The following is a 24,150-nucleotide window of genomic DNA, read 5'->3' as shown; positions in this document are numbered from 1 at the left end:
TTCCTTATGCAATGGTCAAAAGCGGCTCGCCGACAGTGACGGCTTCACCTTCTTTCACGCCAATATGGGCTACCGTGCCTGAGCAGGCAGCCCGGATTTCGGTTTCCATTTTCATCGCTTCAAGAATCAGCAATACATCGCCTTCCTCAACCATGTCGCCAACCCGGGTGTGAATTTTCCAGATATTCCCTGCCAGTGGCGCGGTCATTTCTTCGCCATCTCCGGTGACCGGGGCTGATTCAGCAGATGCCGGAGCAGCAGCCGGTATTTGTTGCACCTGAGAAATATCTCCCCCTTCGGCCACCTGAACCACATAGCGCTGCTGGTTCACAGTGATGGTATAAACGCCGGGTTGCTCCGTTTTGCTTTCAGAGGGTTTAGCTGTCGAAGCGTTCACAGCCGTCATCTCTGCCACCGGCACCGGTTCAAACGCTTCCGGATGATGACGGTTTTCAAGAAACTTCCAGCCGACCTGCTCAAACAATGCCACAATCAGTACATCATCAATCAGGTTGTCAGACAGCTGAATGCCTTTTTGTTCTGCTTTTGCCTGCACATCTGCTTTCAGGCGCTCCATTTCCGGTGCGATCCGGTCAGCCGGACGACAAGTCAACGGTGCCTCTCCCTGAAGCACCTGTGCCTGTAGTTCAGCATCAACCGGCAATGGCGTTTTACCATATTCACCTTTCAGCACCCCGGCGGTTTCTTTGGTGATATTCTTGTAGCGCTCACCCATCATGACGTTAATCACCGCCTGCGTGCCGACGATTTGCGAGGTTGGCGTCACCAGAGGCAGGTAACCTAAATCTTTTCTGACCCGTGGGATTTCTTCCAGCACCGCATCCAGTTTATCGGCCGCGTTCTGCTGTTTGAGCTGATTTTCCATGTTGGTCAGCATACCGCCGGGCACCTGAGCGACCAGGATCCGTGAGTCAATCCCTTTCAGCTGCCCTTCAAACGCCGCATACTTTTTCCGTACCCCACGGAAATAAGCAGCGATTTTCTCCAGCTCAGTCAGATTCAGACCGGTTTCATAGCCGGTGCCTTCCAGCGCCGCGACCAAAGATTCGGTCGCAGGATGACCATACGTTCCGCTCATAGAAGAAATCGCCGTATCTACCCGGTCAACCCCGGCTTCAATCGCTTTCATCAGGGTCATATCCGCCAGTCCTGCCGTGGCGTGACAGTGCAGATGCAGCGGGACTGAGACCTGCTTTTTCAGCGCCTGAACCAGCTCACCGGCGACAGCGGGTTTTAAGATCCCGGCCATATCTTTAATCGCGATAGAATCCACACCGGATTCAGCCAGTTGCTGCGCGGTATCAATCCAGGTCTGCAATGTATGCGCCGGGCTGGTGGTATACGATAGCGTTCCCTGAGCATGGGCCCCCATTTTTTTCACCGCCTGAATCGCCTGCGTCATGTTACGGATATCATTCATTGCATCAAAAATCCGGAACACATCCATGCCATTTTTCACCGCCCGCTCAACGAATGTATCCACCACATCATCTGCATAATGGCGGTATCCGAGCAGGTTTTGCCCGCGCAGCAACATTTGCAGCGGCGTGTTGGGCAGCGCTTTTTTCAGCTCACGCAGGCGAACCCAGGGATCTTCACCGAGAAACCGGATACAGCTGTCAAACGTTGCACCGCCCCAACACTCCAGCGACCAGTAACCAATACTGTCGAGCGCATGAGCGATCGGTAACATGTCATCCAGCCGCAGCCGGGTCGCAAATAGTGACTGGTGCGCATCTCTGAGCACCACATCCGTAATACCAATTTTCTTACCTGTGTTCATGACTCACCCCTCTACTCTGTTTCGGCGCTGACTTTTCCTGTGCAAACAGACGGCAGCAGTCAATACAGCAATCAACTGGCCTTCATCAGATTTCACCTGTGTATTTTTTCCGGCAGGTTTGTTTTTCTTCTGTATTTCTTTGTTGTTCTGAGGTTCAGGCAGTAAAGAAGTGATTTTCGTCTGAAGATGAATCATGACGACAAGAAACATTAAAAAAACAAACACGAACCCCATTCCCAAAAGCATTAAAGTCACGCCTTCAGAAAATAAATTTTCATTCATATTAATTCCTGAAAAAAATCAGTTTCAGGACATCCCGGAAAACGGGATGCCTGAAGATCGCTATTGGACGAACGAAGATAGTTATTTGATGAATTTCACGTGCTGACAGATGTCTTCATACACTTTGTCTTTGCGCTCGTTATAAATCACTTTTTTCTCTTCAAATAAATTACGGCCGTGGGTGTCAATGGACACAATCAGCGGGCCGAATTCTTTCACTTTACAGACCCAGAGCGTTTCGGGCATGCCCAGGTCTTTCCATTGCGCATCGACAATTTCTTCAACCTGAGTGGCCGCCTGAACCGCACAACCCGCCGGGTAAACCACATGCAGTGCTTTATGATTCTGGCAGCCGGCCTGCGTGCCTTCACCCATGCCGCCTTTACCAACAATCAGTTTCACGCCGGTCTGCTCAATGAATTCTTCTTCAAACTTTTCCATCCGCATACTGGTTGTCGGGCCGATAGAAACCATTTCGTATTTTTCATCACCCAGAGAACGGATAATCGGCCCGGCATGGAAAATCGCCAACCCGTTAATATCCACCGGTAAATCACGTTTTTCTTCAATCAGACGCCGGTGAGCCACATCCCGGCAGGTCACTAAGTAACCGGTCAGATAAATCACATCTCCCACATGGATATCCGCTAAATCTTCATTCTGAATCGGTGTTTGCAGTATTTTTTTATCGTTCATGTGGTTAACGCTCATAGCTGTGCTCCTGAGTGTGAAGTAATTTCAAAATTAAGCTCTTTATCAAAAATGATGTGACCACGACGGTGAGACCAGCAACCCGTATTCACAGCCACGCCAATAGTGGATGGATGACGCGCTGTATTTTCAATATGAACACCCATCACGGATTTATTCCCGGACATACCCTGTGGCCCGAGACCAATTTCGTTGATACCGTCTTCAAGCAGCTGCTCCATTTTGGCGGCCCGTTCATTCTCACTGCGGCTGCCGATAGGGCGCATCAGCGCTTTCTTGGATAGTAAAGCGGCGGTTTCAACCGAGGTGGCAACCCCCACACCTACCAGCAGTGGCGGACAGGCATTCAGGCCGTAGCTGGTCATAATATCGAGGACGAATTTAGTCACGCCTTCATAACCGGCCCCCGGCATTAATACGGTCGCTTTACCGGGTAGTGTGCAACCACCACCGGCCATGTACGCATCAATTTCTACGTTGTCTTTCTCCGGCACAATTTCCCAGAACACGGTCGGTGTACCTTTACCGATATTTTTCCCGGTGTTGTATTCATCAAAGGTTTGCACACTGTTATGACGCAGTGGCGCATGCTCTGTGGCGTAAAGGACAGAGGCTTCAAGCATGCTTTCCAGCTTGCCCATGTACGGGAAGTTTTCTCCGCATTTGACAAAAAACTGAATCACACCGGTGTCCTGACAACTAGGGCGATTCAGCTCTTTGGCCAGATTCTGGTTATCAAACATGGTGGTATAAATGGCGGTTGCCAGTCTGGAGTCTTCCTGAGTTCTCAGCTCGGTCAGTTTGTCCATGACGTCATCCGGCAGGATTTTCCCAATCATAGAGACAAATTTGCCCATGACTTCCGTCATTTCCTGAATTTTATTTTGTTCGCTCACATTCGTTCTCCTTTATCAGAACTTTTTATGGGAAAAATGGGTACAGAACCGGCAGCAGAATCATGCTGACGATCGTTGAAACAATAATGAGTGGCAGACCGGACTTCACATAGTCACTGAAGCGGAACCCACCCGGACCTAACACCATCGCATTGGCAGGCATACCGATTGGCGTGGCATACGCCAGAGAACCACCAATCACAACCGCCATCATGACTGCGCGGGGGTCAGCACCAATTGAAGTGGAAATCGACATACCAATCGGCACCAGTAAAGCGGTGGTCGCCGTGTTGGACATAAAGTTCGTCATCACGACCGCCAACAGGAATATCACCAGCATAATCACAAACATGGATGTGCTTTGACCGACAGAACTCAGCACCGTATTGGCGATGACCATGCCCGCACCGGTTTTCTTCATTGCCGCGGCCAGCGCCAGTGTGCCGCCAAACAGGAAAATGGTTTTTAAATCAATCGATTTGTAAGCCTGATTTTCTGAAATTACCCCCAGGAAAATCAGCACAATGGCACCGATCGCACCTGTGATATGCAGCGGAATACCAATTTTTTTCTCAAACACCATGCACAGAATGGCAACTGCCAGCACACCCAGTGAAGTCCGCTTTTTCCACTCCGGAATATGGTCATAAGTATCTTCTTTGACCTTCTGATCACCCTCGTTACCAACCTGGTGATCCGGCAGCAGGCGATAACCAATGGTTGAGATAAACAGGATGCCGCACAGCAGAATCGGCAGGCCGACATAACCGTATTCAAAGAAGCCGAATTTCATGTCGACTTTTTCCAGCGCACTTTGTGCAATCATGTTGCCGGGCGCACCGATCAGACTCAGGTTGCCCCCCATTGCTGCGGCAAAAACAACCGGCATCAGCAATTTGGAACGGGCAAAACCAGAGCGGGCAGCAATCCCGATGATCACCGGAATCAATACCGCTGCGGTGCCGGTATTTGACAGCAGCCCGGACATCACGCCGGTAATCAGCATGGTCGCGACCACCAGTTGCTTTTCAGTTTTCGCAAACCGGGTCACAACGCCACCGATACTTTTCGCCATCCCGGTTTCAAACAGAGCGGCGCCGATAATAAACATATCAATAAACAGAATGACGTTTTTATTCACAAAGCCATTGAAGGCTTCTGTGGCATTCAGCACACCGGTTAAAACCAGTCCGATGCAAACGATCATAGAAGTAAGTGCCAAAGGGATTTTCTCCCAAATAAACATGACTACCGCAAAGAGCAGCAAAATCAATGTGATAGATGTAGGGGTCATGGTATCTCCTGATGTATTATATTTAATATTTGATAATGGATCCATTACCAAATATATTATTCCATACATTTTATGTTGTCTTTAAGGATCTTGGTTTTTGATCCAAAACTGAGAGATGACTCAAAATTAACCAATGCATACCAAACAGGATGAATAAAGTTGAATTAAATAAATAAAAAATATAAAAATCATAAGGTTATCACTATATGGAAAGATCTTTACTTACAATCCTGATAAGATGCCGTTGAACGGTCGATGACGGGAAAAACACCCGGATAAGTCCCGGCCCATCATCGAAACGATCCGCTCTCTGCCCAAAGCGCTTATTTGTTGGTCTTTGATCAATAAAGCCGGGGAGAAATTCAGAGCTCAACAATATAATCAACTGATTTCACTTAGCTTAATCAATCAACCAATATACGGAACGAACTATGAATCTTAATGAAGTAATCGGATTCGGAATTGCCGGTAATTTTGCCGGACATTTAGAACAAGCCGGAGAAATGAAAGATTTCGCCAACATTATCACTGCTGAAAATAAGCCAAAAGGTATTTTTCCGTTCTATCTGCCTAAAGCAGAAAGTCAGTTAAGCCATTATCCTTATTCCAGTTCAGAGCAAATCATTCCTGACAATGAATGCCCTCAGCTGGAGCCGGAAGTAGCGATTTATTGCAAACTAACCTACGAAAATAATCAGGTTGCAACCCTGACGCCAACTCATTTTGCAGCATTCAACGACTGTACACTGAGAAAAGAAGGGGCGAAGAAGATTTCTGAGAAGAAAAACTGGGGCCCGGCAAGTAAAGGCGTCAGCGATACCTGGATCGCGATTGATCAATTTAATCCCAAAGGAAATATCCACAGCTATTCACTGGCATCTTTTGTTGAAAGGAACGGTGAATTACACCCATATGGTATTGATGCAAAAGTCGGCGATTACAGCCTGTTTAATCAGGATTTAATTGAATGGCTCATCGATGCGATGAATCATCAGACCGATAACGGACCGCTGGAAAATATCCAGACGCTGTTAGCCTCTCATGACTATCCGGAAGAATGTATTATTTCTGTCGGTGCGACCGCTTATGCGCCGTTTGGTGAGGAAAACTATCTGATGCCAGGGGATAAATTAACGGTTGCCGTCTATGAAACTGACAGCCACGATATCGAATCATTAATCCGGGCAGAAAACTTTACCGGGAATGTATCATGGCTTCGCCAGACTGTATCAGCATAAACATTCAACGGGGCGGTTCAGCCCCGGTTTTTTAACTGAGCATTCTGAACAGGAAAGTAAAGTTCGACGACATAAGACTCCTGGTGATCAGAATCACACCGCTCATCATACATCTCTAAAATGTAGGTATCTTCCAGTTCAAAATCACTCTGCTTCAGCCATTCAAAAGCCTGACAAATCGTTTCTCCCATGTTATCGGCGTGGCCACTGTGCTCAAACATAGCAAATTGCTGTTCTCTGGTTTCAAACAACTCAACACCGTGCTCACTTAAGCCATTATCATATTCAGTGACCTGACAACCAGCCATATAAGTATGCGGGATGGAATCAATTTCAGAAGTGACACCCCAAAACTGATTGTTTCTGACTTTATGTCTGATCAAGCCAGATTCAAGATGAAAAAAGCGATACCATGCCTGATGAACCTCAGAAAGATTACCGGAGTGCAAATCCAGTGCTTCCCGGCACCCGGCAAATTTCATCACCGGTAAATGAATAATACGTGGTTCCATATCGAAATTCGCTGCTCACTATGACGACTGAATAACAAATTCACTATCAGCAAATAACAAATCCGCTATTCGTAAAAACAAGTTTATGGATAAAAGTCATTCAATGGGTAAAAAATAATACAATGAGATAATCAGTACGAGCCGGTTATGAAAACAAAAGCGCCATCTCAATAACCTGACTTTTATCAATATTCAGAAATCTTAATACTTGATATCAGCGAATAATTCGTCCTGAAATTAAACAAATGTGAAGCAGGTTCAGATAAAGAAGTCATCACTACGATGAATTAGTGAGCTTCAACTCTGTTGATATGTATATCAGCATAGCCATTCACATCGGAGGCCATAATCCATATTCGCCCGTCAGATACACCAAAAAGAATCTGAATCAGCGCTTTGCCTTTCTTTTGCGGATAAATACCGGATAATTTGTACGAGCCAAGGTCAACGTCATCTTTGACGTACTTAGAGCGGCCGCGAAACATATGGATTGTGATTTCTTCCTGATCATCATCTGCGGTGCTGAAAGTCTGGATATGACGACACGGAATCTCACACCCCATAAACAGAACAGGATTCAGCTCCCCACCCTGCATTTCAATGCCAATGTCTTCCGTCAACGCCGGCCCCTGAGCAACAGGTGAATCCGGTTCAACAATGATTCCGCCGGCATGGACTGCGCACGAAAAAATGAATCCCATCAGTAAAATCAGATATCTGCTCATCAGATCTTCCTGTACTACAAAACCCCGGCACAAAGAGCTTATTCAGCCTGCACCACCCGGGTAAAAAATCATCTCCGGTTCATCGTAGCAGGATCTCTCTAAAAGAGAAGATCCAGATGGCAGAACCGGAATGGAATTCTATTTCCGGGAATCCGCCCGCGTCTGAGCAGGCTCTGCCAGCTGGTCTGAGATCACCGGAAATGCTGATTTAGCGTGTAAGCTTGATATCCCGGTAGTCTTTCGGTGTCTGGGCCAGATCTTTCTTAAATACCGAATACATATATTGCAATGACGGGTAACCACAGAGCTCCGAGATTTCCTGAATGGATAGCGTGGTTGCTGCAAGCAGATGACAGGCCCGGCGAAGCTTCGCATGATGTATTTCATGGTGAATCGAATGCCCCATTTCCTGTTTAAAGCGGGTTTCCAGATTGGAACGGGACACCCCGACAGAATTGAGTACCTGCTCGACTTTTATCCCTTTGCAGGCATTCCGGCGGATAAAGTGCATCGCCTGAATCACATAAGGATCTTTCAGGGCCTGATAATCAGTACTCTGACGCTCATACACCTTCGCCGGGGGAATAATAATCCGGCAGGGTTCATTTTTCTTTTGTTGCTGATAGTCCAGCTGTTGATGCAGCAACTTCGCAGCCTGATAGCCCATGGTCTTACACCCCTGTCCGACCGAGCTGAGAGACACGCGGGTCAGAAAACGCGCCAGCTGCTCGTTATCAATCCCGATCACCGCTACTTTATCCGGCACCATAATATTCAGGTTGTCACACACCTGAAGCAGATGTCTCGCTCTGGCATCCGTCACCGCAATAATACCGACCGGCGTTGGCAACATTTGCAGCCAGTCCGCCAGTCGATTCATATCGTATTGCCAGGTTTTCGGATCCGTGGCATTACCGCGGAAAACGGCACCGGGATATCCCTCAGACTTCATCAGATCCTGAAATGCCCGCTCACGCTCCAACGCCCAGCGTTTACGGGGATCTTCCGGTAATCCGTAATAGGCAAAGTTTTCCAGCCCTTTTTCCTTCAGGTGCTGTAGTGCCAGATTCACCAGCGCAGCGTTATCTGTCGCCACATAAGGGACGTCAGGATACATACTGGTATCCCGGTAAGAACCACCGACGCCAACCACCGGAATATTGACATCCCGGAATAAGGATTCGATGTCCGGATTATCAAAATCAGCAATGACACCATCGCCGTGCCATGCCTGAAAATTCTCAGGGTTTGCGGTAAATTCGTCCTCAAGAAAAACATCCCAGTTACACTGAGAAGCCTGTAAGTATTCACCAATTCCTTCAATGACCTGCCGGTCATACACTTTATTTGCATTAAAAAGCAGATTAATCCGATAACGTTTATCCATCATGTTATTCAATACCCGTCTCCTGAAATAATCGGAACATTCACGAACGACAATGCCCACCCACTTGCAATGCATCTGTATTTTTATGTGTGACCGTCAAGATTAACAGTGTGTCCTGCCCGGTAGTGTGATCACTCACGCGTTGATGAAATAACAGAAATAAGCAATAAGAAATCATAATTGTCTGGAATATCAATCAGACTAACATACAAAAATAACATCTGGATCCGCTGAACTGTGACGATAGTTCAGGGAATCATCACCATAAAAATAAAAAGGCACTGAAGAACTATGTATATTGGTATCGATCTTGGGACGTCCGGGGTTAAAGTGATTGTGCTCTCTTCATCCGGAGCAATCATCGCAACCGGGACATCAGCACTGGATATATCCCGGCCTCAGCCACTTTGGTCCGAGCAAAGCCCGTTACAATGGTGGCAGGCAACCTGCGACTGCATCCGGCAGCTGGGGGATCAAACCGATTTATCTCAGGTCAAAGCCATCGGACTTTCCGGGCAAATGCACGGTGCAACCCTGATTGATGCTCAGGGCAATGTACTTCGTCCGGCGATTCTGTGGAATGATGGCCGGTGTGCCAGAGAATGCCAGGAGCTGGAGGAGCGGGTGCCGGAAAGTCATCAAATCACCGGCAATCTCATTATGCCCGGTTTCACCGCGCCGAAACTGAAATGGGTTCAGAAACACGAACCGGATATATTTACCCGAATTTCGAAAGTGCTGCTCCCCAAAGATTATCTGAGATTTAAGATGACCGGCCAGTTTGCGACAGATATGTCTGATGCTGCCGGTACCTGCTGGCTGGACTTATCCGGACGCTGCTGGAGTGAGCCCATGTTGCAGGCCACGGGACTGACCAAAGCGCAGATGCCAGATCTTTTTGAGGGAACAGATGTCACCGGCTACCTCAGTGAGTCTGTCGCGCAGCAATGGGGAGTACCGGTGGTGCCTGTGATTGCCGGTGGCGGCGATAATGCAGCAGGCGCAGTTGGCACCGGAATTACCCGTCCCGGACAGGCGATGTTGTCTCTTGGCACATCAGGCGTTTATTTTGCGGTCAGCGACGGCTGTCAGGCCAATCCTGATTCAGCACTCCATACCTTTTGCCATGCACTACCAAAGGCATGGCATCATATGTCTGTGATGCTGAGCGCGGCTTCCTGCCTTGACTGGGTTGCCGGACTGACCGGATTCGGTTCAGTCGGTGACATGCTGACAGCGCTTGAAGCCAACCGGCCGGAACTAACCCCGGTGATTTTCCTGCCCTATTTATCCGGCGAACGAACACCGCATAATAATCCGGATGCGAAGGGTGTCTTCTTCGGGATGACGCACGAGACCACCCGCTTTCATCTGATTCAGGCAGTCCTTGAAGGGGTCGGATTCGCTTTTGCTGATGGTGCAGACGCACTCCATGCGACCGGAAATATTCCACAGGAAGTCTGCCTGATCGGCGGCGGAGCGCGCAGTGCATACTGGCGTCAGATGCTGGCGGATATCACCGGTATCAAACTAACTTACCGTCAGGGCGGTGAAGTTGGCCCGGCCCTCGGTGCGGCAAGGCTGGCCGCTTTGGGAACAGAAGGATTATCGCGACTGGATGAAATTTGTCCGGAGCCGCCACTGATAGAGCAGCATCAGCCGAATCTGACAACGCATCAGGCTTATCAAAACAAACGCGTTATTTTCCGGAAACTCTATCAACAGCTTGAAGGTTTGTTTTAACTTCTGCGAAGACCCGGACAACCTGAAGCCACAGTGTTCAGGTTGTCCGGATGAGGATGCACAGACAGGGGTTGGCTGACTGAAATCAGAAGACGGGGCACCCTGGTGTATATGCCCGGCTTCCATCACTGTAATAATATTTCATACAGGTTAACGTTTCACCACGCTCAGAATGACTCTCCCAGATACTCACGCCATTCCCAGTGACAGAAATAACCTTGCCCGATGTATAAATGCCTTCAGGCAGGTCGAAGTAGTGGTAATGGTTATCCTTCAAATCCTGTAACGATATATCCACGGTTAAGTCAGAAGCTCCCGCTCGTTTAAGCAATAACTCCGCACTTCCCTGATTCGTCCGGTTATACGTATCAAACATGATACCAACACCCGTCAGCCGGAGCGCTGATATATCCGGCTGTTGCTGTTGAGGCACGATCAGTTGAACAGGCTCAGGGGCGAACATTAACTGCACCGGAGAGTTTTCATCTAACGGGACTGAAGGTCTCATCTTTCTGTAGTGTGGTTGTTTAAATAATCGGTCAAAGCCATTTTCATTCACCAAATCTTTTCTGACATAATATGGCTTTCCGGGAATTTGATAATAACTGCTATCCATATATTGCTGGATACAACCCGCATAACTATTCCATGGATACCGTCCCCAGACATTCCATTTACTGATATACATCACTTTGGGTTGCACTTGTTTTATCTGTTTGCAGGTATCAATCATCACACCAAATTTTGGGTGTTCATTATATTTTTCCTGCCATGGAAAATAGAAAAAGTTCCCTGATGCAGGTAACCGGTCAGAATAAATATATTCTAAATTTTTAAAAGAAAAGGCGATAATACGATCATTTTTATTCGTCACATCCTGCACAAAACGGGAAAATTCTGTTTCATAAGGAATTGTGTGTAACAAAATCTTTTGTTTATTTCCGGGAAGAAGCAGGGAGACCTTAACGATGGCAAAAACAATCATCCCAATCACAATACATTGAGAGGGTAATGAATTGATCTTAATACGCCCCAGCAGAGGAATAAACAGAGCTAACGTGCCATACATATATGGTAGCCCCTGAAACCCGCTTCCCCGCATCAGAAGGCTGCCAAATCCACCAAGTAATAACAAAGTCCGCCATGGAAAACCTTGTTCTTTCCGGGCCAGGATGAAAGTACTGATGAGCATGACAACCAGGGAAATAACCTGCGCTTTAGTCGATATAATCGCCTTCAGTGCATTCACAATCAACTGAAAACCCGGCTGTAGCCCTGTATAATAGGGCAATATTTCTGCATTCAGATAGATATGAAATGCCAGATATCCCGGGTAAGAACCGTAAAGCCCCAAAAATAATATATTAAGTGCAAAACCAAGAAAACCAGCCAGAAAAGCCGTCCTGATATATGTCATTCTCAGCGATAAGAAGAACAGCAGAATAGCGGTGGGAGCATAGGTCACCGCGAGAAAAGGAAGTGAAGCAATTAAAATATTCCCGGTAACGATATGAGATTTATGTAAAGATTCCGGTTCAAAAATTGAAGGCAATGCATACAGAGATAACAGAACAATTAATAACAAACCGGCCAGTGTCTGATAAATATAGGTATGACCAAAAATTCTTGGCATATAAATCAACATCACTGTAGACACAACAATTGAAATAATAACCCGCTGCCATGTTCCTTTGATTATCGGACTTCGATAGACAGAAAAGACAGCCATTATCTGTAGCAAAGCGATAGGTATCCGGTGCACATTGATACTGTAATCACCTGTTTTTTCAACAATCAACCCCGGGAGAAAGGTCAAAGGTCCGTGATGATTAAATATCTCTGAATATAGTTTAATCCCGGCAGCCATCATTTTAGCTGTGACGATTGTTTCGGATTCATCACCCCATTGCTGGAAATTTAACAGTAAGAACTGATAACGAAAGCTGAATAATGCAAAAATCAAAAGAAGGATTAATAAGATATACCGGGATAGCCGATCACCGGTGTCTGAAACAGATACAGTGTTATCTGCAGATGTATTAAATAGATTCAACATAAGTATGATACCTGAGGTACGTGTTTTCCTTTGAAAAGAAGACACTAAGTAGATTCAGATATTTGATTTCAATCGGAAGCAGAGATACCTGAATAGCCATTTAAACGTTGAATGACCTGAAGACGCCTGATTCAGGTCACCGGGTATAATAGCAGATAAATAATTACTGAAACCAACCAGACAGGTTTGCCTCACCCCGGACACCAGCCGGGCTGCAACAACAGTACCTCTGACATTTAAAGTTTCTGACCTTACAACACCAATCGTCATTAAGATATGCCATAATAAGCGTTCTGACTTCGCTGCAGGGAATTGATTGAATGAAGACAATAAGAGCACTGATATTGCTCCTGACGATGGCTTTTCTTCAGGCATGCAGCCTTCCGGTTTCCTCTCCGCAGCCACCGGCAAAAAAACAAGCGGCACTGGAAAATCTGGCCAATATCAAAACGCCGGATATTCTCTTTCGCGGGCGGATTACCCTCGGCCCACAAAGCAGTTCCTTTACCCCTTGTGGCAGCCGCCAGCAGTATCTGCTTAAGCTGACACCGGCAATGCAACACACACTGATGACACTGGTGAAAGCGCCTTATCAGGAAATTTATGGTGAAGTTTTCGGCCATCTGGCGATTCCCAGCCTGACCGGATATAACGCTGACTTTCAGGCCATGCTGGTCACAAAACAACTCAATTATGCAGCGCCGGACCCGCTGAAGTCATGCAGTCAGGCTTATCAGCCCACACAGGCCAGCGGTATTCAACCCGTCTGGTCGGTGATGCTTTCCGGTCAAAAAGTTATTGCGACACTACCCGGCCGGAAAAACCAGCAATGGACGCTACAGCAGATCCAGACACACCCGGATCGGCGGCTGTATCTGACCAGTCACGGGCAACTGTCTCTGACACCGGATACCTGCAAACCCGACAAAGAGACCATACTTGGCTGGATGGCAACACTGACTCACAATAAACAACGCCGCTATGGTTGTGCCCGCCTGAGTAATATTGATGCTTCCCGTTCCTGGGCAGCCACATATTTTGCTTCCTCGACCAAAAACAATAACTTTTCAGTCACACTTCACCTCTATCCGGATCATAGTGCAAAGACTTTATATACCTATACGAATGATCCGACACCTTTGGTTGAAACCGGATTCTGGCAGGCACTGAACGATGATCAGGTACAGGTCGTGATGACACAGCACCAGCAGCAATATCTGTTATCTCAGCGAATTTTCACCCGTGACGGCGACCGGCTCCATACACAGAAAGAACAGGTCGGCGCGCAGATTTACCAGATCAATAATGGTGGCCTGATACTCTACAAGGAAAAATAATGAGTAGGTGTCCACATTGCAGACTACAGTATCAGTGTTTGTGCCATGAGATTCCTCGGCTCAGTGCGTCACTGCATTTATCAGTGGTGATGCATGAGCAGGAAGCACGGCGGGATACAAATACCGGCCGTTGGCTTGATGATATTTTTCCTTCATGTGAGATTTACGGCTGGCAGCGTCTTCACCCCGCCCCCGGACTAAAACAACAACTGGAAAACAGCGATACATTACCTCTGTTACTTTTTCCCTCTGAACAAAGCCTGACGCTGACAGATGCACTGAAGATGGCGGCTCAGACAAATCTGACACCCCATTTCATTGTGCTTGATGGCACCTGGCAGGAAGCAAAGAAAATGGAGAGAAAGAGTCAGTGGCTGAAAGATGTGCCACGACTACAACTCAGTCCATCACAGGCATCAGCATATCGTCTGAGAAAGAACCAGCAATCCGGCGAATTATGTACACTGGAAGTGATTTCTGAGTTATTGGATCAGTTAAATCAACCTGAATCAGCAACAGCGCTGCGACTGTTTCTGCAACGCTTTATGGCCAGACTAAAGGCCGACAAAAGTGGTCATGCGTTGAAACTGAACTAAGCACGACTCAATCAAGCGTCACTCAACTAAAAGTAACAGTTCATCCAGCTGGTGAATTTCAATATCCGGCAGCAACCGGGAACGTTTAGCCCGGGTCAGACTTTCTGCTCCGCCAACATTCAGCCAGCAGGCACTGAAACCGTTGCGTTTTGCACCATCAACATCCGTTCTCAGGTGATCGCCGATATGTAAAATTTGTTCCTGCGGGCAGGAAAGCTCTTGTCTGGCTTTGATAAACAAGTCTGAATGCGGTTTAGAGAACCCATCAGGACCAGCTTTCAACGTTTGCTGAAAGTAGGAAGACAAACCAATTTTTTCCGGACTGGCATTCCCGTTGGTAATCGCGATCAGCGGTATTTTTTCAGCCAGTTTCTGAAGTACCCGGTGCGTTTCTTCCGGCACATGAATCTGATTACGCCAGTAAAGGACTTCTACAATTGCCTCTCTGGCTGCTTCCGTCGCTTTTTGCTCATCGTAACCTAACACCTGCATACCACGGCAAATACTCTGAAAACGCCATTGAGTGACATCATGAATAATCTCCGGGTACTCTTCCCGCAGGGATTGTTTTTGCTGCTGCCACCATTGCAGTGAACAGGAAGCTGTCACAGGATGATGTGTGTTCATCCATGTCATCAGCTTATTTTCCAGCTGTTGAATGACCGGCCGGTTATCATACAAAGTGTCATCAAGATCAAAAGTCATTGCCCGGATACGGGGCATATTACGGTAATAATGCATGGTTCAGCTTTCCCGCTTCTTCTTCGCACGTGGATGAGCCTGATCATAAACATTCGCCAAATGCTGAAAATCAAGGTGAGTGTATATTTGAGTTGTCGAAATATTTTCATGCCCCAGTAATTCCTGAACTGCACGTAAATCATGACTTGATTCAAGAATATGAGTCGCAAATGAATGGCGGAGTTTATGGGGACTGATATGGCTGTCAACAGACTGCCTGATTCCCCATTCAGCCATTCGTTTCTGCACATTCCGGTGAGAAATTCTGATGCCCCGCTTTGAAACAAATAGCGCGGGTTCATCTGCATGGGCCAGTTGTGCGCGGAAAGGAATCCACCGGCGAATCCACTCTGACGCCTGACCGGTAAACGGCACTTTGCGCTCTTTGTCACCTTTACCGATAACCCGGAGCTCTCCCTGATCAAATGACAGGTCCGCCAGATTCAGACTAACCATCTCAGCTAAACGTAAACCCGCGCCATACATCAGTTCCATCATAGCCCGGTCCCGCACGGCCAGCGGATCATCTTCATTCACCTCCAGCAACTGAGCGACTTCGTCAACATCCAGATTTTTAGGCAAAGGACGCTTTTTCTTCGGCGCGGAAACCCCTTTGGCAGGATTGGCGGGCAATTCCCCGCGCAGAATCAGAAAATCGAAAAAACTGCGCAGTGATGACAAACGGGTTCCAATACTACTGGCTTTCATGCCTTCGCGCATCCCTTGGGCTGCAAGCTGCCTGACCCAGGCAGCATCAACCTGTTGCCAGGAATTCAAACCTCTTTGTGCCAGATACTCAGCCATATGTATCAACTGCTGCCGGTAATTCTGACGGGTATGCTCACTCAACCCTCTTTCATTTCGCATATATTCATCGAAACGATTCAGGGGCTGAAGGAGTGTCTGCGGTAGCGCAGAGCCCGGCGTCTCGTTCATATCACGAACGCTTCCAGGGTAAAATATCAATCAGGTGAGAGAGTACCACGCCGAGATGATACAAAAAGAGCGTATCCATTGAAGGCTGAAAGTGTCCGCCATCTTCGCTGGAAAAAGCCAGAATTCCGGCCATTTTATGGGACTCCAGTGGCAGAACAACGTAGGAACCAAACTCAGGCGATGGCGTTTGCCCGCCAAATAGTCCATCCCGATCAACCTTTCGCATTCTGCCCAGATAAGCCTGACTACCATTGAGATAACTGCGGGAAAAACTTTGCCAGTAATCCATATCCAACCGGTATTGACTGGCAGACAATGGCGCGGATAAACGAATATAAGCTCTCAGGTTGATATCTGCGGCTCTTTGTTCAATCAGGCGAATCACCTGAAACAGTTCATCGCAACGCAGTATGTCTTCCTGCAACACCATGAAGTGCTGAAATGTGCGATCATTACCAGCCGCCAGCGACATTAAAGCGGTAATTTCTTCCTCAAGAGATTCAATACGCTGACGCTGACGACGCATCTGTATATGAGCCAGTGAAACCGCGCCCGGCTCTTGCGGTAAAGTCAGGCGTTCTGCCAGCTCCGGACGATGAATGAAAAAATCAGGATGATGACGAAGGTATTCAGCCACCACCTCGGCTGTCAGTGCATCACTTTCTTCAATTTCTATATCAGTGCTAGACACAATATCCCTTCTCAGCAAGAAATCTGACCATCAAAAACATGCGCGGTCGGTCCCGTCATATATAACGGTTTACCCGGCCCCTTCCAGTGAATTTTCAGTTCTCCTCTCGTAAGCCTGACCACAACAGTTTCATCCAGCACTCCCTGAAGAATGCCAACAGCAACAGCGGCACAGGCACCACTGCCACAAGCCTGGGTTTCACCAACACCGCGTTCATAAACCCTTAAGTGAATCTCTCCGGGATGAACAATCTGCATAAAACCAGCATTGACCCGCTCAGGGAACCGTTCATGAGATTCCAGCTGAGGCCCCAGCGTGTCAACATCTGCGGTCAACACATCGTCAACAATGGTCACAACGTGTGGATTTCCCATACTCACGGCACCACAGAACAAAGTCTGCCCGTCTACACGTAAAATATAGGTTTTTTCCTGCTGTTTTGCTTTAAAAGGAATTTTGTGAGGCACAAATTCAGGCACACCCATGTTTGCGGTAATCTGATCGTCTTCCTCAACGTTCAGAACCATCTTTCCTTTTTTAGTACTGACATGAATGTTGAATTTATTGGTTAATCCTTTCATCCGGACAAAACGGGCAAAGCAACGGGCGCCATTCCCGCACTGCTCAACTTCACTGCCATCGGCATTAAAAATCCGGTAATGAAAATCGGTTTCAGGATCATAGGGGGCTTCAACGATGAGTAGCTGATCAAAGCCTACACCGGTGTGACGATCCGCCAGACGACGGATCAATTCAGGTGAAAAAAATACATTTTGGGTAATACAATCAACGACCATGAAGTCGTTACCCAAACCATGCATTTTAGAAAAGTGGAAATGCATAAAATTCTTTACTCCGGCAATTGGGTCTCCAGAGCCCATAAGTCAGCAAGAGATTCCCGCTGACGAACCACATACGCCTGATCGCCATCAACCATAATTTCAGCAGCCCGTTGCCGGGTATTATAATTTGAAGACATCACAAATCCGTATGCACCTGCAGAACGAACAGCCAGAATATCACCTTCATGAACAGACAGGCTGCGATCTTTGCCAAGGAAGTCACTGGTTTCACACACAGGTCCGACAATATCGTAAACTGTCTCTGTCTCTTCGCGCGGAACAACAGGAATGATCGCCTGCCATGCCTGATAAAGTGCAGGACGCATCAGGTCATTCATTGCTGCATCAACAATCGCAAAGTTCTTATGTTCTGTATGCTTCAAAAACTCAACTTTTGTCAGCAGCAAACCTGCATTGGCCGCGATTGCCCGGCCCGGTTCAAAGATAAGCTCAAGGTTCTGATGATTGGCTAAACGGGACAGAAGCGTCTTCGCGTACTCAGACGGCTGAGGCGGCGTTTCATCCTGATAGCTGACACCCAGACCACCACCAACATCCAGATGGCGAATCTCAATCCCTTCTGATTTTAACTGTTCGATCAACGCTAACAAGCGATCGGTTGCATCGATAAATGGTTCAATGTTGGTCAGCTGAGAGCCAATATGGCAATCCATTCCCTGAATCGACAGGTGTTCAAGATCGTTCGCCAGCCGATATACATCAGCAGCCCGATCAAAAGCGATACCAAACTTATTGTCTCTCAGGCCCGTTGATATGTAAGGGTGGGTTTTCGCATCAACATCCGGGTTAATACGCAATGAAACCGGCGCAACTTTACCTAAAGATCCGGCGACCTTATTGAGCCGTTCCAGCTCTGGTTCAGATTCAACATTAAAGCACTTAATGCCCAGCTCAAGGGCACGGACCATTTCGGTCTCTGTTTTTCCAACACCAGAGAAAACGATTTTAGCCGGATCTCCACCCGCAGCAATTACCCGTTCAAGCTCTCCGGCTGAAACAATATCGAAGCCAGAGCCCAGACGGGCCAGCACATTCAGGACACCGATATTTGAATTAGCTTTCACGGCATAACAAACTAAGTGAGGATGATCACCAACCGCCTTATCAAAAGCATGCCAGTGACGTTCCAGTGTTGCTCTGGAGTAAACATACAACGGCGTTCCGAAATCTTGTGCCAGTTGCGCGACAGTGACATCTTCGGCCCAAAGCTGGCCATCCCGGTAATTGAAGTAATCCAAAATCTTTTCCCTTCACACTAATTGATGATTATGGCTGAGATTGCTCATTTTGAGGCTTATCTGCCGGCATATATAGGGCACCCGTTTGCCCGCAGCCCGACAGCGCTAACATGCAGAGTAACAAAAATGCCGTCAACTTTTTATTCATTTTGTATATATCGTGATTATTTATTCAATGCCCCCTATAATCGCACCAGATTCAGGAAAAGCAATAGGACATAAGAATGAACGATACTGAATTTCATCAATATGTTGATCAGCAAATGGAACGCATTGAACAGCTCATCGATGATTCCGGGGCCGATATCGATTATGAGACGACCGGAAATGTTATGACACTCGATTTTGAGGATCGCAGCCAGATTGTGATTAATCGTCAGGAGCCCATGCATGAGATATGGCTGGCATCCAGATCCGGTGGATTCCATTTTCAATATAAAGACAATCAGTGGATTTGTTCGAAAACAGGACTGGAACTACTGGTACTGGTCAAACAGGAATGTGAAAAGCACGCCGACGAAGAAATTGAATGGGATTAAATCAGCCAAACCGTTGTGAAAGAGAATCCGAACCCCGCTCAGCAGAACCGGATGACGAGTCACTACGATAAGGAATAATATAACTACACCCATCTTCCGGGTGTAGTATCTGATAATACTGTGGCAGATTAAAATTGATAAATTTAGAGGACACTTTATTCTCGTCACGCATCGAAGTGTAGAAGTTATTCAGACTGGCAACCATGTCGTCTTTACTGCCACTGAACTGGTGATAAACTTCCACCCGGTTCGACTCATCCAACACGTAAATATTAAAACCTTTCTCAGAATCTTCGAAGAAGAACTGGATCAGACCTTCACTGGCAAAGCCATCAATGACATCCGGTAAATGGAAATCCTGTTCACGGTCAATCATCAGTAAAGGTGAACCATTCACTTTATTGATAGAAATACTACGATAAAAGTCGACGGAATTTTCAAGCCGCTGAACTGAAACACCCCGGCGTTCAAAAAAGAATCCGTACATTTGATCCTGCACCCGCAACGCTTTAAAGCGGCGACGTTTCATTTGATCAATCGGTTTTAATCTTAAATCAATACATTCAGCTAAAAGCTGGTAAATTGCATTCCGGATCACGCCCCGCAAATTCTTACTGTAACAAAAAACATCGACAGATTCGGGAGGAAGTGCATCCTGATGCATTTTGCATAACATCGTCTTAAGCGCATCAAGAATTGCTGTTTCACCTTCAAAATGTAAGGTGCGGACCTCATGCCAGGAGTTTCGGTACACTAAATCAATACTACCAACCAGACATTCCTGCTGTCGGCCAAAGCTCAATACATCGACCGTCTTCAAATCAATTTTGAGGGTTTTCCCGGAAATATTACAGGTAGGATCCCGTTCAAAATTAATAAACATGGCAAGCTGGTTGATTTCACAGGGACTCGCCAATGCCTGCATAGTCGGACGGCGTTTATGCAATGAGAAGGTATTCCGTAAATCGCTGACCATTTGATATAACTTATCAATATCCAGCTGCCCATCACGGATGACGGCATCCAACCGGGTTGACTCCGTAATCAGCCCATTGAAAAAAGCCCATGAGACCAGTTTACTCAGATATTCATGATGCTCTAAATATCGCTGACCAATCAGCTGATGTGCCACAAGTGGCTGCTTATAAAGATACCAGCCATTTGGATTTGTCCGCCCTTGCTGCACTTCAATAAACGACAAATCAGACTCATGTAAATCGGGTGAAATCTGAGGATTCAGCAGCGTCACTTTACCCGGAAGGATTTCAAAGGCGGTATACAGTTTCCGGGCAAGAATAGAAATATCCTGAGGACTAATAGAAGAGGTAATATCATTACGGCGGGCAAACTGAATCAGATTCCGGTAACTTTGCATTAAAGCATCCAGTAAATCACCGTGAACAACTTTAACCTGCTCTACTTTCCAGTTCCGGCGATTATCGAGGCCTTCAATTTCTTCAGCAGACCAGCCCCAGGCCTCAGAAAGCTCCTGGAGTGCAGCCCGGCGCCACGGCATAGAGCCGACCCCCGGCTCACGGGATAACTTTTCATGCGTTTTTAAATAAAAGCAGCGCCGGACCAAATTTAGCCGGGTTTGATCGTTGATACGCTCAAGATACTGAGTCACCTTTTCCAGCATCAGGTAATAAGCATCGATGCCATATAACTCAGGCTCATGCGTAAAAAACCGCCGCTTACTATCTATACTTAGCAGTTGTGTATGTGGATATTCCCAGGAATAGGCTTCTAGCAGGATCGCTTTCAGAACAGACTTATATGGTGAATCAATACTTTTATACAGCTGCCAAAGATTCGCCCCAAAATATTCTTCAGCCGGGATATGGTTCAGCCGGCCAAAGTCGAACCATTCGTCACAATTAATATAAGACTTTTGACAAAGCTGCTGCGTATACTCGTCGTAGCACTCTTCCATCTCAGGAGGAACAATCTGCCATAAGAGACGTTTTCCCGCCAGACGAACCGCAGAGCGGTAAAATTCATCCAGTAGCAATAAATGCTGAGAAGAACCGCAGTTCTCCCCCGTCATTTCTTCAGAATGCTGATGACGAAAACGCTGCTCATCCATGATAAAAAAGTTGGCTTCCACCCCCTGAGTTTTTGCCCAGTCGGTCAGCAACAAACATTTTTTAGCCAGCTTTTCTCTTAATTCCAGCCCCATGGAAGAGTGAATGCATACCCAGATGTCCAGATCACTGGAAGTACTCTGACCAATAGAGGAAGTACTTCCCATCGTGTACAAGCCCAGAATATGTGGCGTTGGCTCCTGATAAAGCGCATGACCCAGTGTTAACTCTGTATCACTGACGAAACGTTGCTGGTAAACATCAGGTTTAAATCCCCAGACACCGAAAGGAACATCTTGATTGAAATAACCGGGAATCGCTGGATGGTTGAAATGAAAAAGTGCGGGAATGAGACGAAATACACGTTGACTTTGAAGATCCATCAATGCAAGCGCACGCTCAGTGCGCAGCTGATTCAGATGATCTAATCTTTCTATCAAAGTCTCAGTATAGCTTAGCAAGGGTGATATCCTTGGTTAAATACAGTCTGTTAAGTTGCTCACAATCCGCACAATATCGTGGGAAAAACGTGATCAATGTATCATTTTATTTATCTCTGGTAAAGATTTAGCCCCGGGCTTTACAGGGAAACACGAGCTACTTCACCAAATTATCAATATTCTCATTCGTTACTTCTAAATAATAGCTCATTCTATAAACAAGAGCTACATCACAAAAATAAAATAATGCGAGTCATTATTCAACCAGATTCACTTATTTATTCTTGATTTTCGATTTTTCTGAAAAGAATGTTAGGATGAACTCAGGCCATCAGCGATAGAAAAATCAGAAATAACTATGACAAATAACCGTCCAGTCCGAATTGCTACCCGAAAAAGTCCACTCGCCCTCTGGCAGGCTGAATATGTGAAAAATGCCCTGCTGAAAGAATATCCTGAGTTAACTGTAGAGTTAATCACCATGACAACCAAAGGGGATGTCATTTTAGATACACCACTGGCCAAAGTCGGTGGTAAAGGGCTGTTTGTTAAAGAGCTGGAAGTCGCAATACTGGAAGGGCGGGCCGACCTTGCGGTTCATTCCATGAAAGATGTACCGGTCGACTTTCCGTCCGGACTCGGTTTGGTCACAATTTGTGAACGGGACGATCCAAGAGATGCGTTTGTCTCGAACCAATATCACTCTGTTGATGCACTTCCGCAGGGAGCTACCATTGGCACCTGCAGTTTACGCAGGCAGTGCCAGTTAAAATCTTATCGCCCTGATCTGGTTGTGAAAGAGCTGAGAGGAAATGTAGGCACCCGCCTGAGTAAGCTGGATGCCGGAGAATTTGATGCGATCATCCTCGCTGCTGCCGGTCTGAAACGTTTACAACTTGAACAAAGAATCCAAAGCTATTTAGACCCGGAACAATCTCTGCCTGCAGTTGGTCAGGGTGCTGTGGGTATTGAGTGCCGGCTTGATGATGTCTGGCTACAGGAGAAGCTTGAAGCATTGAATCATATCGAGACTTCAGACCGGGTTCGTTGTGAGCGGGCAATGAATCTGACACTGCAAGGCGGATGTCAGGTACCAATAGGCAGTTATGCCGAGCTTGAAAATGACCAGCTATGGCTCAGAGCATTGGTTGGTGAACCTGATGGCAGTCAAATTGTACGCGGAGAAATTCGGGGCCCGCGGGAAACAGCAGAACAGCTCGGGATCTCACTGGCAGAACAGTTGATTCAGGATGGTGCGCAAGAAATCCTTGATCGCCTGAGTCACGCAACAGAATCATCATGAGCATCCTTGTTATTCGTCCGCAACCGCACGGACAAGAGCTGTGCCATCAACTGACTCAACATGGCTTTTCAGCCATTCATCTCCCTCTTGTTCGCTTTAAAAGAGGACGGGAGTGTCCACAGCTCATTTCTCAGATAGAGCAAAGCCAGATCGTAATTGCCATCAGCCAGCAGGCAGCCCGGTTTAGCCATGAATATCTCATGGAACAGGGCTACAGGTGGCCGGAACACATCAGATATCTTGCCATTGGTCAAAAAACTGCACAGCTTTTGAGTAATTTTACCCAACAACCGGTAAACTATCCCGGGTTTAGTGACAGTGAACACTTTATAAAGCTTCCGGAACTTCAGAATCTCTCAGGTATCTCAATCATGATACTCAGGGGAAACGGCGGAAGAGAGCTCATCGCTCAGGAGCTAAAAAAGCAGGGAGCCCGGATCAACTATTGCGAGGTTTATCAGCGGGAAATGGTGCCGTTTAATGCGGAGCACATGGTGCACACATGGCAGGATGCAGCCATCGAAAAAGTCGTTATCACCAGCGTTTCTCAACTCAACTTTTTTGTTTCGCAAATACCGGAATTTTATCACCCATGGCTATTTGATCGAATATTACTTGTCCCTAGTCAGCGAATAAAAAAAATTGCACAAGATATGGGATTCACACATATTATCGTTGTGGGTAGCGCCAATAATTCAGATTTAGTGGCTGCACTTCAGCCCCAGAAAGAGTGA

The 24,150-nt window shown here is 46.8% G+C and carries 23 protein-coding genes; 7 read left to right on the top strand and 16 right to left on the bottom strand.

The genetic code is table 11. The annotated features are described in order from the left end of the window. Nucleotides 1–4: 4 nt before the first annotated feature. The 5 genes from oadA to OC443_RS00745 all read right to left on the bottom strand — a co-directional run bounded on the left by oadA (nucleotide 5) and on the right by OC443_RS00745 (nucleotide 4,987). Entirely contained in the window at nucleotides 5–1,804 is a 1,800-nt protein-coding gene (gene oadA / locus OC443_RS00765; protein ID WP_073580659.1) for a sodium-extruding oxaloacetate decarboxylase subunit alpha, read from the bottom strand. Nucleotides 1,805–1,807: 3 nt separating this feature from the next. After that, nucleotides 1,808–2,086 (bottom strand): OadG family protein, encoded by a 279-nt coding sequence (locus tag OC443_RS00760; RefSeq protein WP_073580657.1) that lies wholly within the window; start codon nucleotides 2,084–2,086, stop codon nucleotides 1,808–1,810. An 81-nt stretch (nucleotides 2,087–2,167) separates the two neighbouring features. Further along, the gene (gene ttdB, locus OC443_RS00755; RefSeq protein WP_200796898.1) at nucleotides 2,168–2,797 is read right to left on the bottom strand and encodes a L(+)-tartrate dehydratase subunit beta; all 630 of its coding nucleotides are present in this window, start codon (nucleotides 2,795–2,797) and stop codon (nucleotides 2,168–2,170) included. Further along, nucleotides 2,794–3,693, bottom strand: a complete 900-nt coding sequence (gene ttdA / locus OC443_RS00750) for a L(+)-tartrate dehydratase subunit alpha (protein ID WP_073580655.1) — start codon at nucleotides 3,691–3,693, stop codon at nucleotides 2,794–2,796. The genes ttdB and ttdA overlap by 4 nt, the downstream gene beginning before the upstream one ends. Before the next feature lie 25 nt (nucleotides 3,694–3,718). Beyond that, nucleotides 3,719–4,987, bottom strand: coding sequence for an SLC13 family permease (locus tag OC443_RS00745; protein ID WP_073580653.1), 1,269 nt, complete (start codon nucleotides 4,985–4,987; stop codon nucleotides 3,719–3,721). A 431-nt stretch (nucleotides 4,988–5,418) separates the two neighbouring features. Between OC443_RS00745 and OC443_RS00740 the strand changes: the two genes are divergently transcribed. Then, nucleotides 5,419–6,225: a DUF5718 family protein gene (locus OC443_RS00740; protein WP_073580651.1), complete on the top strand. Its 807-nt coding sequence runs from the start codon at nucleotides 5,419–5,421 to the stop codon at nucleotides 6,223–6,225. A 17-nt stretch (nucleotides 6,226–6,242) separates the two neighbouring features. Here OC443_RS00740 and OC443_RS00735 read toward each other — a convergent pair whose 3' ends face one another. The 3 genes from OC443_RS00735 to OC443_RS00725 form a co-directional block, all read right to left on the bottom strand. After that, nucleotides 6,243–6,737: a GyrI-like domain-containing protein gene (locus OC443_RS00735; RefSeq protein WP_073580649.1), complete on the bottom strand. Its 495-nt coding sequence runs from the start codon at nucleotides 6,735–6,737 to the stop codon at nucleotides 6,243–6,245. A gap of 287 nt (nucleotides 6,738–7,024) precedes the next feature. Further along, nucleotides 7,025–7,462, bottom strand: coding sequence for an Hsp70 family protein (locus OC443_RS00730; RefSeq protein ID WP_073580647.1), 438 nt, complete (start codon nucleotides 7,460–7,462; stop codon nucleotides 7,025–7,027). A 208-nt stretch (nucleotides 7,463–7,670) separates the two neighbouring features. Further along, complete coding sequence (locus OC443_RS00725; protein WP_073580645.1) at nucleotides 7,671–8,852, bottom strand: XylR family transcriptional regulator; 1,182 nt, start codon at nucleotides 8,850–8,852, stop codon at nucleotides 7,671–7,673. A gap of 288 nt (nucleotides 8,853–9,140) precedes the next feature. Here OC443_RS00725 and xylB point away from each other — a divergent pair, with 288 nt between their 5' ends. Continuing rightward, on the top strand, nucleotides 9,141–10,592 hold the full coding sequence (xylB, locus tag OC443_RS00720; RefSeq protein ID WP_073580643.1) for a xylulokinase: 1,452 nt from the start codon (nucleotides 9,141–9,143) through the stop codon (nucleotides 10,590–10,592). An 85-nt stretch (nucleotides 10,593–10,677) separates the two neighbouring features. On the opposite strand, the gene OC443_RS00715 is transcribed toward xylB, so the two are convergent. After that, a complete protein-coding gene (locus tag OC443_RS00715; protein WP_073580641.1) occupies nucleotides 10,678–12,648 on the bottom strand; it encodes a hypothetical protein in 1,971 nt (656 codons plus the stop codon). 320 nt (nucleotides 12,649–12,968) lie between these two features. On the opposite strand from OC443_RS00715, the gene OC443_RS00710 reads away from it, so the two are divergent. Continuing rightward, entirely contained in the window at nucleotides 12,969–13,985 is a 1,017-nt protein-coding gene (locus tag OC443_RS00710; protein ID WP_073580617.1) for a hypothetical protein, read from the top strand. Continuing rightward, nucleotides 13,985–14,581 carry a tRNA-uridine aminocarboxypropyltransferase gene (locus OC443_RS00705; RefSeq protein ID WP_073580615.1) on the top strand — a complete coding sequence of 199 codons (597 nt, stop codon included), beginning with the start codon at nucleotides 13,985–13,987 and terminating at the stop codon, nucleotides 14,579–14,581. Before OC443_RS00710 ends, OC443_RS00705 begins: the two co-directional genes overlap by 1 nt. A gap of 18 nt (nucleotides 14,582–14,599) precedes the next feature. Here the strand turns inward: OC443_RS00705 and yigB are convergent, their stop codons facing one another. The 6 genes from yigB to lptM are packed head-to-tail and all read right to left on the bottom strand — an operon-like array spanning nucleotide 14,600 to nucleotide 19,198. After that, complete coding sequence (gene yigB, locus OC443_RS00700) at nucleotides 14,600–15,322, bottom strand: 5-amino-6-(5-phospho-D-ribitylamino)uracil phosphatase YigB (RefSeq protein WP_073580613.1); 723 nt, start codon at nucleotides 15,320–15,322, stop codon at nucleotides 14,600–14,602. A gap of 3 nt (nucleotides 15,323–15,325) precedes the next feature. Then, nucleotides 15,326–16,258 carry a tyrosine recombinase XerC gene (gene xerC, locus OC443_RS00695; RefSeq protein ID WP_073580611.1) on the bottom strand — a complete coding sequence of 311 codons (933 nt, stop codon included), beginning with the start codon at nucleotides 16,256–16,258 and terminating at the stop codon, nucleotides 15,326–15,328. 1 nt (nucleotide 16,259) lies between these two features. After that, nucleotides 16,260–16,949 (bottom strand): DUF484 family protein, encoded by a 690-nt coding sequence (locus OC443_RS00690; protein ID WP_370738727.1) that lies wholly within the window; start codon nucleotides 16,947–16,949, stop codon nucleotides 16,260–16,262. A gap of 11 nt (nucleotides 16,950–16,960) precedes the next feature. Next, complete coding sequence (gene dapF, locus OC443_RS00685; RefSeq protein ID WP_073580609.1) at nucleotides 16,961–17,791, bottom strand: diaminopimelate epimerase; 831 nt, start codon at nucleotides 17,789–17,791, stop codon at nucleotides 16,961–16,963. Between the two features lie 8 nt (nucleotides 17,792–17,799). Next, nucleotides 17,800–19,050 carry a diaminopimelate decarboxylase gene (gene lysA / locus OC443_RS00680; RefSeq protein WP_073580607.1) on the bottom strand — a complete coding sequence of 417 codons (1,251 nt, stop codon included), beginning with the start codon at nucleotides 19,048–19,050 and terminating at the stop codon, nucleotides 17,800–17,802. 28 nt (nucleotides 19,051–19,078) lie between these two features. Then, entirely contained in the window at nucleotides 19,079–19,198 is a 120-nt protein-coding gene (gene lptM, locus OC443_RS00675) for an LPS translocon maturation chaperone LptM (RefSeq protein WP_073580605.1), read from the bottom strand. 76 nt (nucleotides 19,199–19,274) lie between these two features. On the opposite strand from lptM, the gene cyaY reads away from it, so the two are divergent. Further along, nucleotides 19,275–19,589, top strand: coding sequence for an iron donor protein CyaY (cyaY, locus tag OC443_RS00670; protein WP_073580603.1), 315 nt, complete (start codon nucleotides 19,275–19,277; stop codon nucleotides 19,587–19,589). A gap of 1 nt (nucleotide 19,590) precedes the next feature. Here the strand turns inward: cyaY and OC443_RS00665 are convergent, their stop codons facing one another. Further along, nucleotides 19,591–22,134: a class I adenylate cyclase gene (locus OC443_RS00665; RefSeq protein ID WP_073580601.1), complete on the bottom strand. Its 2,544-nt coding sequence runs from the start codon at nucleotides 22,132–22,134 to the stop codon at nucleotides 19,591–19,593. A gap of 337 nt (nucleotides 22,135–22,471) precedes the next feature. Here OC443_RS00665 and hemC point away from each other — a divergent pair, with 337 nt between their 5' ends. Then, nucleotides 22,472–23,416, top strand: a complete 945-nt coding sequence (hemC, locus tag OC443_RS00660; RefSeq protein WP_073580599.1) for a hydroxymethylbilane synthase — start codon at nucleotides 22,472–22,474, stop codon at nucleotides 23,414–23,416. Continuing rightward, nucleotides 23,413–24,150, top strand: coding sequence for a uroporphyrinogen-III synthase (locus OC443_RS00655; protein ID WP_073580597.1), 738 nt, complete (start codon nucleotides 23,413–23,415; stop codon nucleotides 24,148–24,150). The genes hemC and OC443_RS00655 overlap by 4 nt, the downstream gene beginning before the upstream one ends.

Origin of the sequence: Vibrio quintilis (genome assembly GCF_024529975.1) — a bacterium.
GTDB classification, from domain to species: Bacteria; Pseudomonadota; Gammaproteobacteria; order Enterobacterales; family Vibrionaceae; genus Vibrio; species Vibrio quintilis.
The sequence above is the reverse complement of the archived record's forward strand: the minus strand, read 5'-3'. Positions and strand labels throughout refer to the sequence as shown.

Bases quoted from the DNA above. Each gene is read 5' to 3' on its own strand.
- OC443_RS00745 (WP_073580653.1), bottom strand. From the start codon at position 4,987: ATGACCCCTACATCTATCACATTGATTTTGCTGCTCTTTGCGGTAGTC.
- lptM (WP_073580605.1), bottom strand. From the start codon at position 19,198: ATGAATAAAAAGTTGACGGCATTTTTGTTACTCTGCATGTTAGCGCTG.
- OC443_RS00740 (WP_073580651.1), top strand. From the start codon at position 5,419: ATGAATCTTAATGAAGTAATCGGATTCGGAATTGCCGGTAATTTTGCC.
- OC443_RS00730 (WP_073580647.1), bottom strand. From the start codon at position 7,462: ATGAGCAGATATCTGATTTTACTGATGGGATTCATTTTTTCGTGCGCA.
- OC443_RS00735 (WP_073580649.1), bottom strand. From the start codon at position 6,737: ATGGAACCACGTATTATTCATTTACCGGTGATGAAATTTGCCGGGTGC.
- yigB (WP_073580613.1), bottom strand. From the start codon at position 15,322: ATGCATTATTACCGTAATATGCCCCGTATCCGGGCAATGACTTTTGAT.
- dapF (WP_073580609.1), bottom strand. From the start codon at position 17,791: ATGCATTTCCACTTTTCTAAAATGCATGGTTTGGGTAACGACTTCATG.
- xerC (WP_073580611.1), bottom strand. From the start codon at position 16,258: ATGAACGAGACGCCGGGCTCTGCGCTACCGCAGACACTCCTTCAGCCC.
- xylB (WP_073580643.1), top strand. From the start codon at position 9,141: ATGTATATTGGTATCGATCTTGGGACGTCCGGGGTTAAAGTGATTGTG.
- OC443_RS00760 (WP_073580657.1), bottom strand. From the start codon at position 2,086: ATGAATGAAAATTTATTTTCTGAAGGCGTGACTTTAATGCTTTTGGGA.
- OC443_RS00725 (WP_073580645.1), bottom strand. From the start codon at position 8,852: ATGATGGATAAACGTTATCGGATTAATCTGCTTTTTAATGCAAATAAA.
- hemC (WP_073580599.1), top strand. From the start codon at position 22,472: ATGACAAATAACCGTCCAGTCCGAATTGCTACCCGAAAAAGTCCACTC.
- OC443_RS00715 (WP_073580641.1), bottom strand. From the start codon at position 12,648: ATGTTGAATCTATTTAATACATCTGCAGATAACACTGTATCTGTTTCA.
- OC443_RS00705 (WP_073580615.1), top strand. From the start codon at position 13,985: ATGAGTAGGTGTCCACATTGCAGACTACAGTATCAGTGTTTGTGCCAT.
- cyaY (WP_073580603.1), top strand. From the start codon at position 19,275: ATGAACGATACTGAATTTCATCAATATGTTGATCAGCAAATGGAACGC.
- ttdB (WP_200796898.1), bottom strand. From the start codon at position 2,797: ATGAGCGTTAACCACATGAACGATAAAAAAATACTGCAAACACCGATT.
- OC443_RS00710 (WP_073580617.1), top strand. From the start codon at position 12,969: ATGAAGACAATAAGAGCACTGATATTGCTCCTGACGATGGCTTTTCTT.
- oadA (WP_073580659.1), bottom strand. From the start codon at position 1,804: ATGAACACAGGTAAGAAAATTGGTATTACGGATGTGGTGCTCAGAGAT.
- OC443_RS00655 (WP_073580597.1), top strand. From the start codon at position 23,413: ATGAGCATCCTTGTTATTCGTCCGCAACCGCACGGACAAGAGCTGTGC.